Genomic DNA, 14,066 nt, shown 5'->3' on the forward strand with positions numbered 1-14,066 from the left:
GGCAGTCCGCAAGGACTGCCACGACCCAGAGACGACGGAGTACTTTTGCTCGCTATCCTGATTGCGCACCTGGCCGCGGCCTTGTGCGCACCACTTTTGGTCCGCTGGTGGGGCCGCAACGCTTTCTTTCCACTCGCTCTAGTTCCGCTTGTCAGTCTCGTCTGGGTGTTCGCGAACTGGAACACCGAGCAGACAGTCGACATCGAGTGGGTCCCCGGCCTGTCGATGAACTTCGACATGCGGTTCGATTCGCTCGCCGCGATCATGTCGCTGCTCGTCCTCGGAATCGGCGCGCTGATCCTGGTCTACTGCGCACGATACTTCGAGGACGACGAGCCACGGCTCGGCATCTTCGCCGCCGAGATGGTGGCGTTCTCGGGCGCAATGTTCGGCCTCATCACCAGTGACAACATGCTGGTGCTGTACATCTTCTGGGAGATCACGACAGTCCTGTCCTTCCTCCTCGTCGGCCACTACGCGGAACGCGCCTCCTCCCGCCGCGCCGCTACGCAGGCGCTTCTCGTCACAACAGCCGGCGGCTTGGCGATGCTGGTCGGCATCATCATCCTCGGTCAGGTGGCAGGCAGCTACAACCTGTCCGACGTCATTGCCGACGCCCCGTCGGGCTGGCTTCCCGGCGTCGCGATAGTGCTGATCCTCATCGGCGCGCTGTCGAAGTCCGCGATCATCCCCCTGCACTTCTGGCTCCCTGGCGCCATGGCCGCACCGACTCCGGTCAGCGGCTACCTGCACGCGGCGGCGATGGTGAAGGCCGGCATCTACCTGGTCGCAAGGTTGGCGCCTGGGTTCGCCGACTCCGGCCCATGGCGAGCCACGATCATCACCCTCGGCCTGCTGTCGATGATCGTCGCCGGCTGGCGCGCACTACGCGCGTTCGACCTGAAGCTGATCCTTGCATTCGGCACCGTCAGCCAGCTCGGCTTCCTGATGGTCCTCGTGGGAATCGGCACGGAGAAGGCCATGCTCGCGGGGCTGACGATGATCATCGCCCACGCGATGTTCAAAGCTGCGCTCTTCATGGTGGTCGGCATCATCGACCATACGACGGGCACCCGTGACATTCGCAAGCTTGCCCACCTCGGCAAGAAAGCGCCGATACTCGCAGGCGTCGCCGCATTGGCCGCGGCAAGTATGGCGGGCCTACCTCCCTTCCTCGGGTTCGTCGGAAAGGAGACCGCGCTGTCCGCGGTGATCGGCACCCCGGCCCTGAACCCGACTGTCAGTGCTGTAGTCGTCACGGGAATGGTGCTCGGTTCGATTCTGACGGTCACGTACAGCATCCGTTTCGTGTGGGGCGCGTTCGGACGCAAGCAGCTCAAGCGTCCGAGCCCAGCAGTCAAGAGCATGCACGCGCCGGCGGCGCTCTTCATCGCTGCTCCCGCGTTTCTCGCTGTACTGGGCGCGGTGGCGGGGGTCTTCTCGCCCGTCGTCGACAAGATCGTCAGCCCGTACGCGCGCACGGTGGATTCGTACGGGCAGTCGCCGTACCACCTCTCGCTGTGGCACGGCTTCAACCTCCCGCTCGGTCTGACGGTCATCGTCGTCACCGGTGGTGTTGCCCTGTTCGTCGCGCACCGGATGGTCAACCGACTCAAGTTCGAGCACCCGGCACTCGGCAACGCCGACCGTGTCTACGACGCGGTCCTCAGAGGTATGGACACCATCTCCATTCGGCTCACCGGCACGACACAGCGCGGTTCACTACCGTTGACCCAGGGAACGATCCTGTTGACGCTGGTGCTGCTGCCGATGGCAGTGCTCGCGGTCGGATTCGAGCCGGGTCTGGACTTCGTCCTGTTCGATACCCCGCTCCAGATCGTGATCTCGCTCGTCATGATCTCCGGCGCCCTCGGTGCCACCGTCATGCGCAACCGTCTCGCCAGCGTCATTCTCGTCGGATTGACGGGGTACGGCTGCGGCGTCATCTTCGCGGTACACGGCGCACCCGACCTGGCGCTCACTCAGTTCCTCGTCGAAACCCTGACCCTCGTCGTCTTCGTGCTGGTCCTGCGGAAGCTGCCCGCCGAGGTCGACGACCGAGGGTCCGCCGGATCACGACTCCCCCGCGCCGCATTGGCAGTCGCCGTCGGCGCGACGATCACAATTCTCGGCGCGTACGCAATGAACGCCCGCAACAGCGTCCCGATCTCGCTCCAACTACCCGACGCCGCCTACCTGCTGGGCGACGGAAGGAACATCGTCAACGTTCTACTCGTCGATATCCGTGCATGGGACACCATGGGCGAGATCTCGGTTCTGCTCGTGGCAGCGACCGGCGTCGCGAGCCTCGTGTTCCGGAACCGCCGGTTCGGCAGCGCTCCGCGGGTCGCCGACGCCCCCAACACCGGCAACGACCACGGCGCCGGATCGGACACGACGTGGCTGCTCGGCGGCGACCTCATCGATCCGCGGCACCGCTCGCTCGTTCTCGAAGTCACCACCCGGCTGATCTTTCCGACCATCATGGTGCTGTCGGTGTACTTCTTCTTCTCCGGACACAATGCGCCCGGCGGCGGATTCGCCGGTGGCCTGACGGCCGGGCTCGCACTCGTGCTGCGGTATCTGGCCGGTGGTCGGTACGAACTCGGCGAGACAGTCCCGATCGACGCAGGCAAGATCCTCGGACTCGGACTGGTGCTCGCGGTCGGCACCGCGATCGCCTCGATGTTCCTCGGAGCCCCCGCGTTGTCCTCGGCGACATTCGAAGTGACACTGCCCCTTCTCGGTGACATCAAACTCGTCACCGCACTGTTCTTCGATCTCGGTGTCTATCTCATCGTGGTCGGTCTCGTCCTCGACGTTCTCCGAAGCCTCGGCGCCCGTCTCGATACACAGGTGGAAATGCAGCGCCAGGAGAACGTCCGATGACCGCGAATCTCGGAATGCTGATCGTGGCCGGGGCTCTCGCCGCGTGCGGCGTCTACCTCCTACTCGAGCGTTCCATAACCAAGATGCTGTTGGGCCTGCTGCTGTTCGGCAACGGCGTCAACATCCTGATCCTCACCGCCGGCGGACCTCCGGGGAACCCACCGATCGTCGGCAGGAACACCTCCATCCACGAGTCCATGGCAGATCCCTTGGCGCAGGCGGTAATTCTCACCGCCATCGTCATCACCATGGGTATCGCGGCGTTCGTACTCGCGCTGGCGTACCGCTCGTTCACGCTCAACACCAAGGACGACGTCGAGAACGACCCGGAGGACACGAAGGTCTCCAAGCGTCGATCCATGGCCGAGGCCCCCGACCGCGACCGCTCGGACGACCCGGTCACCGGCGAGCCGAGCTTCGGCGGCGACGCGTTCGACTCTCGCGGCAACCCCATCCCGATCGAGGAATTGAAGAACATCGAAGATCTCGAATGCTACGAGGATCTGCACGAAGGAGACTTCGACGATGACGACGAGGAACCCGAGATGCGCGGTCTCGACGGCATCGACAGTGCGCTGAAAGACACCAGCGCAAGAGAAGACAACACCGGCTCGAAGGGAGACGAAAAATGACCGTCTCCACAGGCGCAATCGACGTCCTCACGCCGCTACCGGTTCTGATCCCACTGTTCGCGGCAGCTCTCACGCTCGTCGCGGGTCGGCGTCCTCGGGTTCAGCGATTCATTACCGTCGTGGCACTCGTTGCCGTCGTTGCGGTGTCCGGAGCCCTGCTCTACCTGGCAGATCGCGACGGCACGTCCGCGCTGCAGGTCGGCGGATGGGACTCCCCCATCGGAATCTCACTCGTCGTGGATCGACTCGCTGCGATGATGCTGGTCATCAGCTCGATCGTGCTGCTCGCCGTCATGATCTACTCGATCGGGCAGGGCATTCGCGACGGCAGTGAGAACCAGCCTGTGTCCATCTTCTTGCCCACCTATCTCGCACTGACCGCGGGCATCTGCAACGCGTTTCTCGCCGGCGACCTGTTCAATCTGTTCGTCGGCTTCGAAGTACTGCTCGCGGCATCGTTCGTTCTGCTCACCCTCGGTGCCAGCGCGGACCGAGTGCGCGCAGGTGTCTCGTACGTCATGGTGTCGATGGTGTCCTCGCTGATCTTCTTGGTCGGCATCGCCCTGGTATACGGCGCCACCCGGACGCTGAACCTGGCGCACATCGCGGTGCGGATGGACGACATCCCGTCGGGTACGAGAACCGCGATCTTCGCCGTCCTGCTGGTTGCGTTCGGCATCAAAGCTGCGGTGTTCCCTCTGTCGACGTGGCTGCCCGACTCCTACCCGACCGCACCGGCACCTGTCACCGCGGTATTCGCCGGGTTGCTGACGAAAGTCGGTGTGTACGCCATCATTCGCGCGCACACTCTGCTGTTCCCCGACGGATCACTCGACAACGTTCTGATGGTGTGCGGGCTGCTCACGATGCTCGTCGGCATCTTCGGTTCCATCGCACAGAGCGACATCAAACGACTCTTGTCGTTCACCCTCGTCAGCCACATCGGCTACATGGTGTTCGGCGTCGCACTGTCGACGCAGTCGGGATTGTCCGGCGCCATCTATTACGTAGCGCACCACATCATCGTGCAGACGACGCTCTTCCTCGTTGTGGGTCTGATCGAGCGTCAGGCAGGATCATCGTCACTGCGGCGACTCGGTGGCCTCGCTGCCGCAAGTCCCGTGGTCGCCATCCTGTTCCTGGTCCCTGCACTGAATCTCGGTGGTATTCCGCCGTTCTCCGGATTCATCGGCAAGGTTGCTCTTCTGCAGGCCGGTAGTGCACAGGGCAGCGTGTTGGCGTGGATTCTCGTTGCAGGCGGAACTGTCACCAGCCTCCTGACGCTGTACGTCGTAGCCCGCGTCTGGACCAAGGCATTCTGGCGGGCTCGCGCCGACGCACCCGAGGGCGACCTGGCGGACAACAGCCCTTCTGCTCTCATCGACGATTCCAGCGACATCCAGCTCGCCGACCGCGAGGACGTCGGCCGCATTCCGGCCTTCATGCTCATCCCGACCGCAGGGCTCGTTATCGTAGGACTGGCGCTGACGGTATTCGCTGGTCGGATCATCGACATCAGCGACCGGGCAGCTGTCGACCTGCGTGACCGGTCGGTCTACATCGACGCGGTCCGAGGCGCGGAGTTCGTCGGGGACCGGTTGACAGACCGGATCGCCGGAGAAGAGGCAGGACGATGAAAATTCTGAATCGCTTTCTGCTGCTTCGTCTCTGGACGCTCGCCTGGTTGACCGCCGTGTGGGTGCTGTTGTGGGGCAACGTCAGTGTCGCCAATGTGCTGGGCGGAATCGTCGTCGGGCTCGGCATCATGGTGTTGCTACCGCTTCCGAAGGTGCCGGTCGAGGGCCGGGTCCACCTGTTGTCGCTGATCAAACTCCTCGGCGTATTCCTGTACTACGCAGCCGAATCCAGCCTCAGTGTGGCGTGGCTGGCAATCAGACCGAAGGCACCGCCTGTAACAGGCGTCCTGCGGTGCCGCCTCGCGATCAAATCCGACTTGGTGCTGACCCTGTGCGTCGACGCATTGAATCTGATCCCCGGCACGATGGTCCTCGAGATCGATCAGACTCGCAGACTGGTCTACGTGCACGTCCTCGACATGGGCACCCAAAAGTCGGTCGATTCCTTCTACCGTTCGGTGCGAAGACTGGAGAAACTCTTCATCGCAGCCTTCGAGCGGGACTCCGACTGGAAGCCGAGCCCCTTGCACTTCCAGGAGTACGAGCGGTACCACGGAGTTGTCGGCGACGAGTCGACGCCGCTCGACAAGCGCCGCGACGACAAGAAGATCGACGACGAACGAAAGGGGGACTGGACGTGACGATCGTTCTCGCGATTTCCGGAATCCTGCTCATCGGTGCCGCGATCATAACCGCATACCGATTGCTCGACGGACCGACCACGCTGGATCGACTCGTGGCGATGGACACCATCCTCGCGGTCTCGATGTGCGGCCTGGCCGTGTGGTCTGTCTACAGCCTCGACACCACGATCGTGCCCGCCATCGTCGCGCTGTCGCTGGTGAGTTTCGTCGGTTCGGTCAGCGTCGCACGATTCAGAGTGAGGGACGAATGAACGCAATTCTCGAAGTTGTCTCGGCGATCCTGATTCTGCTGGGAGCGATTCTGGCGTTCACTGCAGCAGTCGGCATCGTCCGATTCCCCGACACGCTCTCCCGGATGCACGCCGCAACGAAACCTCAGGTGGTCGGTCTCTTCCTGGTGCTCGTCGGCGCAATAATTCAGCTGCGCGGCAACGTCGACATCTGGATGCTGGTGTTGGTCGGGGTCTTCACCATTGTCACGGCACCGGTCATCGCACATACCGTCGGACGCGTCGCCTATCGGGAACAACGTGGCCGAGACGGTCTGCTCATCATCAACGAGATGGAGCCCGACGAGCAGAACTGAATGTCTCCTCGCCCGCCCGTCCACCCCAGATCGCGAGCGCGGACCCGGGGGCAGCGAAGAACGTTGCGTAGAACATCCCGACGACCGATCCCATCAGCACAACGATCGCGGGGCCGAACAGTTCGGGGTAGGTCCCGATCGGCACCGCCAGGTACCGGTAGCTCAGCAGCAATGTGAGCATGACCGTGGATCCGTAGGCGACCAGCCTGATCCGTCCGCGGTCCCAGCCACGCTCGGGATCGCGGAGGATCGACTCGAGCGTCAGACACAGCACTACCCCCGCGACCAGATCGACGCCGTAGTGATAGCCGAAACCCAATGTCGCCGCCAGCGTGCACACGAGCCACGCGGTTCCGCCCCACTGCATCCACCACGGACCTCGCCGGGAGTGGATGAACAGACTGAGCGCCCATGCCGTATGCAGGCTGGGCATGCAGTTGCGCGGGGTTTCCCCGTCAAAGCCGATTTCCGACGGCGACGTGTCGAACGGCACCACCGTCGGCCAGAGATTTGCGATCTGAAAACCGTCGCCCGCGGGACCGAACGCGAACATGGGTCCGACGACCGGAAACAGGATGTAGAAGATCGGGCCGACCAGCCCGATCAACAGAAATGTCCGTACCAGGTGGTGCGTGGGCCACGGGCGACCGGAGGCGACGCCACGCAGTTGATAGATGGCGATGGCGATGGCGGCGACCGGCAGCTGGATGTAGACCCAATGCAACACCGCGTACGCGCCTGGTCCGAGAATCTCGAGCCAATTGGCCACCACCCACGACGGGTTCCCGAGCGCATGGTCGGCGAGCTGGGCGTACTCGTCGAGGACGTACGGGCGCACGATGGTCGTGATCTGCAGCCACGCGTCGCCTGCCTTCGTGGCCAAGATGAGCAGTCCGCCGAGGCATACCGACCTGATCCCGCTCACGTCTCTGTGCCACACCGTGTACACCGCGAGGCCGGCCAACACGATGACTGCGCCGTTGCCAACAGCGAACGGTCGGCCGGCGTCGAGTCTGAGAATGGCGCCGACGACATCTATTGCCACGGCCAGGGACAGCGCCCAGATCCGCGTCCGGACGTTCACCCCGACCAAAGCCAACGCCAGGCCGCCCCACGGGACAGCCATCGACTTCGGGGTTCCGGCGATGTCGTTCCACATACTTGGAACGGGGCCTGGGAACCCTTTGATCATCGCCGCAATCTGCAATGCACCGAGGAACAGCACGACGGCGACGGCACCGAGTCCATACAGGCGCAGGTTGCTGCGCCCATCCGAGCGCCCATCCGAGCGCGCAGCCGCGCGTGTCTTCCTCTCATCCCCCTGCAGCACGCCGCTTATCGTAAACGGTAGATGAACAGTTGTTTACATCGAGACGGTCACGATTGTTTCAAATCGGTGACGAGCGACTCGACGACCGCGCGCAGATCTCCGTCCGATTCGGCGGCGACGCGTCGCTGCCGCTGATACGACGCACCACGCCGGGGGATGTCGGCGACCGAAGCGAGTTCGTCAGCACATCCGAGACGAACCGCTGTCGGAGTCAGCCGCTCGAGTAGATCGTTCAGATCGTCGGTGACGAGGCGTTCGTTGCTGTTCGCGTCGAGGATGATCTCGGCGTCGAGCCCGTAGCGTGCGGCCCTCCACTTGTTCTCCTGAACGTGCCACGGTGGCATGCTCGGGAGCTGTTCGCCTGCTTCGAGGCGCTCGTCCAGATCGACGATGAGGCAGTGCGTCAGGGCAACCAGCGCGGCCAGCTCACGTTTGGTGGACGCGCCGTCGCACACTCGAACCTCGATGGTCCCCCACCTCGGAGCGGGTCGGATATCCCAGTGCAGGCCGCCGAGTTGTTCTATGACGCCGGTTTTCATCTGGTCGCGGACGAAACCCTCGAACTGTGCCCAGTCCTCGAACTGAAACGGCAGACCTGCGGTGGGGAGCTGCTGAAACATCAGCGCCCGGTTGCTTGCATAACCGGTGTCGTTGCCGGCCCAGATCGGCGACGATGCCGACAGCGCCAGCAGATGAGGGTACTGAAGCAGCAACGAGTTGAGAATCGGAAAGACCTTGTCCTGGGACGAAACCCCGACATGGACGTGCACGCCCCAGATGAGCATCTGCCGTCCCCACCACTGGGTACGCGCGATCAGCTCGTCGTAGCTCGGGGACCTCGTCAGCACCTGGGTCGACCATTCGGCAAACGGGTGCGTTCCAGCGGAGACAAGTTCGATTCCCAGTGGATGTGCCGCTCGACGAACGAGATCGAGTGATTCCCCGAGGTCGTCCATCGCCTCGCCGACGTTCTCACACACACCGGTGACGAGTTCGACCGTGTTGCGGAGAAGCTCCTTGGTAACCCGAGGGGTCTCGGAGCCGACCAACTCGGTGATGCCGTCCATGACCTCGGCAGCCGAATTGACGAGGTCGAGTGATCCGTTGTCCACCAACGCAATTTCCCATTCGACGCCGAGAGTCGGACGGGGCGAGCTGTTGAAATGGATGGCAGGAGCGGAGCCCGCGGAGCGACCAGAAGGCACAGGAGCGGAGCCCGCGGAGCGACCAGAAGGCACAGGAGCGGAGCCCGCGGAGCGACCAGAAGGCACAGGAGCGGAGCCCGCGGAGCCGGGCGGGCTTGTGGGGGTCACCTAGCCCAGGACCGCGCAGGCGACGCGCCCGCCGGCATCTCCGGTCGTCATAGTGGTCATGTCGGGCACTGAGGCGCCGTCGGCCAACGTGTAGCGGGGCGGGATGTTCGCGAAGTTGTCCGCTCCTGCGTGGATGATGATCGAGCGTCCACCGTCGGCGCGCAGGTCGTCGAGCGTCACCGCGTCGGTCGTCGTGACGAGCTTGCCCGTGCCGTCTTGGCCGACCTGCAGTGACGTGAGGTCTCCGCTGGCGGGATGCTCGGTGCGGCCGTCGAGCTGGAGGTGCCCTCCTGCGGACAGGAAGTCACCGGGCGCGCCGCCTGCTGGAGCAACCGAATTCGGTTCGCATACGCCGGTGGCGTGAATGTGAAGTCCGTGGAAGCCGGGAGTCATGTCCTCGGCCTCGACGGTGATGACCAGGTGATCGTTCTCTTCGACGATGGAAACGGTGCCGACTGCGGTGCCCTCGGCGTTCTCGAACTCTGCTTCCATCTCCGACTCCGGAGCGTCTGCTGCCACGCCTTCTGCGCTCGGATCCTCGTGGCCCGTCCACACCGGCGGCGTCGTGCCGGGCACGTCGGACGGCGTTTCGGGAGCGGTGCACGCGACCAAGCCGAACGCAGCGACGGCGACGAGAGGTGTCGCGAGGCGCAAGGAGCGGAATCCCGATCGGGCTGTACTGGTCGGTGCCATGGAAAAAGCTCCTTCGTGGGGCCGGCTGGACGTTGCGTCGATCATAACTATGCCCGGTAGTAGTACTTCACTCACAGTGTTGTCGAGACAGAACTGCGTTGTTGGAGCAGAACCGTCACTGGGTGACCATCACGATCACGCCGTTGCCGAAGCCGGTGATGGTGGCAGGCAGTGCTGCGGCTCTCGCACCGAGCTGCTGGGCGATCTCCTGGGCTGCGTCGTCGGCGCCTGCAGCGGTGCCGTAATAGACGGTGGTTGACGCGACCTGGGACTCGGCGTAGTTGCCGGTCTCGGTGATCGTCCACCCTTCGGCGGTGAGTGTCGCAGCGGTGCTGGCGGCGAGTCCGGATACGTCACTGTTGTTGAGGACTCGCACCTCGACGTCCGACGGGTCGGCCGAGGTCGTGGGCGCAGATGATGTCGCCGAGGTGGACGCGGGTGGCGCTTGCGCGGCCTGCGATGTCGCGGGTGCCTGAGCTACCTCGCTCGTCGCATCGGGTGCCGCTGCTTCTTCACTGCCGTCCGAGCCGGTCAACGACAGTGCACCGATCGCCGCAAACAGAATTGCGAGCGAAATGAGGACCATTGCCAATGCGCGGAGCGGAGGGCCGGACGATTCCGGATTGGGACTGCTCACACTCGAAGACACTAGTTGATCGGCCGCCGGCTCCCTCGCCCCCCGAATGCCTACTTCAGACCTCGAAGCCGAGTCGCCGGGCAGCGCGAGCCTTCTGCCTACTTGCGCGGAGTCTGCGCAGCCGCTTGACCAGCATCGGATCCGCGGCAAGAGCCTCGGGACGATCGACCAGAGCGTTCAGGACCTGGTAATAGCGTGTCGCCGACATCGAGAAGAGCTCTTTGATGGCTTCTTCCTTCGCGCCGGCGTATTTCCACCACTGACGTTCGAACGACAGGATGTCATGCTCGCGTCGAGTCAGTCCGTCTTCGCCGACCTCGTTGATGTTCTGGGATTTGTCAGACTGCTGAGACTGGTTCGAGTCACGCGCTGCTGCGCCGTCCATTCTCACTCCTCGACTTCTCGGATCCGCTCGCCGAGCGAATCCCTACTCTGTGCGTGTGCCGCTGCCCGTACCCTAGTTCCTGCTGCCCTGAATGCTGCCCGTGCCATGTCAGCCCCCCTCGAACCGCGTCGACGGACCCGAAGGCGGGAAGCCGGCACGAATTACACGCGTGTGTTTCGGTCCTTATTCAACCACGGTGAGCACGAGCGGACGGCCGCTCACGGTAGTCGCGGCGAGTCGCGCGCGTTCACCGCGTGCACGCTCCTCGACAGAACGCCAGTATTCTTGTCGACCATGGCAATTCTCCCGATCCGGATCGTCGGCGACCCGGTACTGCACACCCCCACCCAACCTGTCACTCAGTCCCCCGAAGAGCTCGCCGACCTTATCGCGAATATGTACGAGACGCTCGCCGCCGCGAACGGTGTCGGGCTTGCCGCGAATCAGGTCGGCGAACCGCTTCGGCTGTTCATCTACGACTGCCCCGACGAGGGGCCCGACGGCACGTTGGTCCGTCGCCGAGGCGAAGTGATCAACCCGGTCCTTCAGACGTCCGCGATTCCCGAGACCATGCCCGATCCCGATGACGACGACGAGGGTTGCTTGTCCGTACCCGGCGAGCAGTACCCGACAGGCCGCGCCGACTGGGCACGGGTCACCGGCACCGACGCCAACGGAGACCCTGTCGATATCGAGGGCAAGGGCTTTTTTGCGCGGATGCTGCAGCACGAGGTCGGACATCTCGATGGATTCCTGTACGTGGACGTACTGATCGGGCGGAATGCACGAGCCGCGAAGAAGGCCATCAAACGCGCCGGATGGGGCACACCAGGTCTGTCCTGGATCCCCGGCACAGTGGAGGATCCGTTCGGCCACGAGGACGACTGAGTGGCCGACGCAGTCGCGGTCGGTAGCCGCGTCACCATGCGGTACCGACTGCCGCCCGGTCACAGCCATCCGATGACCGACGTCATTGGCTCGTTGATCGATTACGACGATTCGGTGGTGGCGGTCAAGGCGTCGGACGGCCGCGTCGTGCGAATCTCTCGGGATCGAGTCGTCGCGTTGAAGGCCCTCGGACCTCGACCGATTCGTACTTCCGAAATCAGGTCGCTCGAACGAGCTGCCGCTGATGGGTGGCCGGGAGTCGAGCAGGAGTGGATCGGCGGTTGGCTGATGCGCGCCGGTCACGGATTCACCGGACGGGCGAATTCGGCGGCACCGCTGGAACCGCAGGCAACCGTCGCCGATCTCGATGCGATCGCCGAGTGGTTCAGCTCGCGCGGACTGCCGACCGTGCTCCTACTTCCCGATCGTCTCGGCTCGGTGCCCGCTGGTTGGTCGACGCGTGACGAGACTCTGGTGATGGCCGCCGACATTTCGCGCCTCGAGCTGCCGCAGGAGACGGTGTCGGTGATTGTCGAGGCACCCGACGACGATTGGCTGGGTCTGTATCGCTACCGCGGGCGTCCCCTCCCCACAGATGCTGTCGAGGTCATCTCGGCTGTGCACGATGGTGTGACGGGCTTTGCCCGCATCGGAAGCGCAGCGTTGGGCGTGCTTGCGATCGGCCGTGCCGCTGTGACGTCCGGGCCTGACGGTCGCCGCTGGGTCGGCCTGACGGCCGTGGAAGTCGCCGAAGCGCATCGCCGCAACGGTCTCGGCACCAGGATGTGCGGTGAGCTCGTCGCATGGGGACGAATCCAGGGCGCGACGCACGCATATCTCCAGGTGGCGGCCGCCAACGCGGGCGCGGTCGCGATGTACCGGGAACTCGGGTTCGTCGAGCATCATCGGTATCGCTATGCGGCTCCGCCGCAGTGGCGCGATTAAGCGCGTTGGCGTGCACTCAACCGTGCCACTGATCCGGAGGGTCGGGGCCGTGTCGGAGACCTCGAGTAGTCTCTCCCTCGTGCGATTTGCTACTTGGAATGTGAACTCCGTCCGCTCTCGGCAAGATCGAATCGTCGACTGGCTGCAACGGTCCGACGTCGACGTCTTGGCTATGCAGGAGACCAAGTGCAAGGACGCGCAGTTCCCGTACGAACGTTTCACCGAGATCGGGTACGAGGTCGCCCACGTCGGCCTCAGCCAGTGGAACGGTGTCGCATTGCTCTCCCGGGTCGGCCTCGATGACGTGCAGATCGGCTTCGAGGATCAGCCTGGCTTCAGCAAGGACCCCGAGGTCGAAGCTGTTCGCGAAGCGCGCGCTATCGGAGCTACGTGCGGCGGCGTCCGCATCTGGAGCCTGTACGTTCCCAACGGCCGCGAGTTGGCGGATCCCCACTACACGTACAAGCTCGAGTGGCTGGCGAAGCTGCGGGCCGACGCGCAGGCCTGGCTCTTGTCGGACCCACAGGCGCAGATCGCGTTGGTAGGCGACTGGAACATCGCCCCGACCGACGACGACGTCTGGGATCCGGCTCTGTTCGAGGGCAAGACTCACACGTCGGTGGCAGAACGCGATGCGTTCGAAGCATTCGGCGAGGTCGGATTCACCGAAGTGACACGTCAGTTCACGCCCGAGCCGCGGACCTACACCTACTGGGACTACACCCAGCTCCGGTTCCCGAAGAAGCAGGGCTTGCGCATCGATATGGCGTTGGCGTCCCCGGCTCTTGCCGCACGAGTGTCAGGCGCATCGATCGACCGTGACGAGCGCAAGGGCAAGGGTGCGAGCGATCACGCACCGGTCGTCGTCGAGATTTCCTGACGCTCGAACGTCCGGGCGGCCAGCAGCACAGCGCCGGCGAGGATCAGCAACCCGTGGGCGATCCGCATCCACGGCGGAGCGAAGAACTGTGGCAGGAACAGCACGAACCCGGCAGCGAACACCCAACCCTGCCAACACGCAACTCGTCGAGCCACTAAAAAAGCCCCGATTGCGATTGCGACCAATCCGACGCCGAACATGACCGACTGGGTCATCCCGTAGCGAATGGGCTCGGCGAGGTCCATCGCGCCATAGTTGCCGGTATCCAGCGCGTCGGCGCCGAGGACATTGAGCGCGAACGTCTCGGCGCCGTAGTAGGGCAACACCAGTGCGACGCCGATCAACGTCGTCACATCGGCGGCTGTGCCGACGTTCAGCGCCCGAAGCGCAAGAACAAGTGTGATGAAACCGATCATCGCGCTGACGTGCGCGACTATCCACAGCGGTGACGCGAACGCGTCGGCGCCGGCTCGTCCGAGTTCCGACGAGTACGGGCGCAGTATCGGATAGATCGCGAAAAGGACACCCGCGCCCACGAGTAATGCAGCTGCCGATCGTTGCCTGTCCACCCGAATACCCCTCCCTCGCGAGAGCGTCGCTCTCTCAT

At 64.0% G+C, this 14,066-nt stretch carries 15 protein-coding genes; 9 read left to right on the forward strand and 6 right to left on the reverse strand.

All coding sequences use genetic code 11. The annotated features are described in order from the left end of the window. Positions 1–45: 45 nt before the first annotated feature. Genes WDS16_RS18080 through mnhG form a run of 6 tightly spaced genes read left to right on the forward strand, consistent with a single transcriptional unit; the run spans position 46 to position 6,388 of the window. Entirely contained in the window at positions 46–2,889 is a 2,844-nt protein-coding gene (locus tag WDS16_RS18080) for a Na+/H+ antiporter subunit A (protein ID WP_338886577.1), read from the forward strand. After that, a complete protein-coding gene (locus WDS16_RS18085; RefSeq protein ID WP_338886578.1) occupies positions 2,886–3,521 on the forward strand; it encodes a Na(+)/H(+) antiporter subunit C in 636 nt (211 codons plus the stop codon). Before WDS16_RS18080 ends, WDS16_RS18085 begins: the two co-directional genes overlap by 4 nt. Then, entirely contained in the window at positions 3,518–5,158 is a 1,641-nt protein-coding gene (locus tag WDS16_RS18090) for a Na+/H+ antiporter subunit D (protein WP_338886579.1), read from the forward strand. The genes WDS16_RS18085 and WDS16_RS18090 overlap by 4 nt, the downstream gene beginning before the upstream one ends. A gap of 5 nt (positions 5,159–5,163) precedes the next feature. After that, positions 5,164–5,799, forward strand: a complete 636-nt coding sequence (locus tag WDS16_RS18095) for a Na+/H+ antiporter subunit E (RefSeq protein ID WP_338893518.1) — start codon at positions 5,164–5,166, stop codon at positions 5,797–5,799. Continuing rightward, positions 5,796–6,053 (forward strand): monovalent cation/H+ antiporter complex subunit F, encoded by a 258-nt coding sequence (locus WDS16_RS18100; RefSeq protein WP_338886580.1) that lies wholly within the window; start codon positions 5,796–5,798, stop codon positions 6,051–6,053. The genes WDS16_RS18095 and WDS16_RS18100 overlap by 4 nt, the downstream gene beginning before the upstream one ends. Next, positions 6,050–6,388: a monovalent cation/H(+) antiporter subunit G gene (gene mnhG / locus WDS16_RS18105; RefSeq protein ID WP_338886581.1), complete on the forward strand. Its 339-nt coding sequence runs from the start codon at positions 6,050–6,052 to the stop codon at positions 6,386–6,388. The genes WDS16_RS18100 and mnhG overlap by 4 nt, the downstream gene beginning before the upstream one ends. On the opposite strand, the gene WDS16_RS18110 is transcribed toward mnhG, so the two are convergent. From WDS16_RS18110 to WDS16_RS18130, 5 genes are all read right to left on the reverse strand, one after another. After that, positions 6,357–7,727 (reverse strand): phosphatase PAP2 family protein, encoded by a 1,371-nt coding sequence (locus WDS16_RS18110; protein WP_422395841.1) that lies wholly within the window; start codon positions 7,725–7,727, stop codon positions 6,357–6,359. The genes mnhG and WDS16_RS18110 overlap by 32 nt on opposite strands. A 38-nt stretch (positions 7,728–7,765) precedes the next feature. Continuing rightward, a complete protein-coding gene (locus WDS16_RS18115) occupies positions 7,766–8,923 on the reverse strand; it encodes a glutamate--cysteine ligase (RefSeq protein ID WP_338886582.1) in 1,158 nt (385 codons plus the stop codon). 108 nt (positions 8,924–9,031) lie between these two features. Continuing rightward, positions 9,032–9,724, reverse strand: a complete 693-nt coding sequence (gene sodC, locus WDS16_RS18120; protein ID WP_338886583.1) for a superoxide dismutase[Cu-Zn] — start codon at positions 9,722–9,724, stop codon at positions 9,032–9,034. Positions 9,725–9,839: 115 nt separating this feature from the next. After that, positions 9,840–10,361, reverse strand: coding sequence for a LytR C-terminal domain-containing protein (locus WDS16_RS18125; protein WP_338886584.1), 522 nt, complete (start codon positions 10,359–10,361; stop codon positions 9,840–9,842). 55 nt (positions 10,362–10,416) lie between these two features. Continuing rightward, positions 10,417–10,746 carry a DUF3263 domain-containing protein gene (locus tag WDS16_RS18130; protein WP_068380227.1) on the reverse strand — a complete coding sequence of 110 codons (330 nt, stop codon included), beginning with the start codon at positions 10,744–10,746 and terminating at the stop codon, positions 10,417–10,419. 294 nt (positions 10,747–11,040) lie between these two features. Here WDS16_RS18130 and WDS16_RS18135 point away from each other — a divergent pair, with 294 nt between their 5' ends. The 3 genes from WDS16_RS18135 to WDS16_RS18145 all read left to right on the forward strand — a co-directional run bounded on the left by WDS16_RS18135 (position 11,041) and on the right by WDS16_RS18145 (position 13,459). Beyond that, a complete protein-coding gene (locus tag WDS16_RS18135) occupies positions 11,041–11,634 on the forward strand; it encodes a peptide deformylase (protein WP_338886585.1) in 594 nt (197 codons plus the stop codon). Further along, positions 11,635–12,579: an N-acetylglutamate synthase, CG3035 family gene (locus WDS16_RS18140; protein ID WP_422395686.1), complete on the forward strand. Its 945-nt coding sequence runs from the start codon at positions 11,635–11,637 to the stop codon at positions 12,577–12,579. Positions 12,580–12,658: 79 nt separating this feature from the next. After that, the gene (locus tag WDS16_RS18145; RefSeq protein ID WP_338886586.1) at positions 12,659–13,459 is read left to right on the forward strand and encodes an exodeoxyribonuclease III; all 801 of its coding nucleotides are present in this window, start codon (positions 12,659–12,661) and stop codon (positions 13,457–13,459) included. Here WDS16_RS18145 and WDS16_RS18150 read toward each other — a convergent pair. Then, complete coding sequence (locus tag WDS16_RS18150) at positions 13,429–14,028, reverse strand: hypothetical protein (RefSeq protein WP_338886587.1); 600 nt, start codon at positions 14,026–14,028, stop codon at positions 13,429–13,431. The genes WDS16_RS18145 and WDS16_RS18150 overlap by 31 nt on opposite strands. Between the last annotated feature and the right edge of the window lie 38 nt (positions 14,029–14,066).

Origin of the sequence: Rhodococcus sovatensis (genome assembly GCF_037327425.1) — a bacterium.
In the GTDB taxonomy this organism is placed as follows: Bacteria; Actinomycetota; Actinomycetes; order Mycobacteriales; family Mycobacteriaceae; genus Rhodococcoides; species Rhodococcoides sovatense.

Excerpts from the sequence above, each read along its gene's own strand:
- WDS16_RS18130 (WP_068380227.1), bottom strand. The coding sequence starts at position 10,746 with ATGGACGGCGCAGCAGCGCGTGACTCGAACCAGTCTCAGCAGTCTGAC.
- WDS16_RS18085 (WP_338886578.1), top strand. The coding sequence starts at position 2,886 with ATGACCGCGAATCTCGGAATGCTGATCGTGGCCGGGGCTCTCGCCGCG.
- WDS16_RS18135 (WP_338886585.1), top strand. The coding sequence starts at position 11,041 with ATGGCAATTCTCCCGATCCGGATCGTCGGCGACCCGGTACTGCACACC.
- WDS16_RS18090 (WP_338886579.1), top strand. The coding sequence starts at position 3,518 with ATGACCGTCTCCACAGGCGCAATCGACGTCCTCACGCCGCTACCGGTT.
- sodC (WP_338886583.1), bottom strand. The coding sequence starts at position 9,724 with ATGGCACCGACCAGTACAGCCCGATCGGGATTCCGCTCCTTGCGCCTC.
- mnhG (WP_338886581.1), top strand. The coding sequence starts at position 6,050 with ATGAACGCAATTCTCGAAGTTGTCTCGGCGATCCTGATTCTGCTGGGA.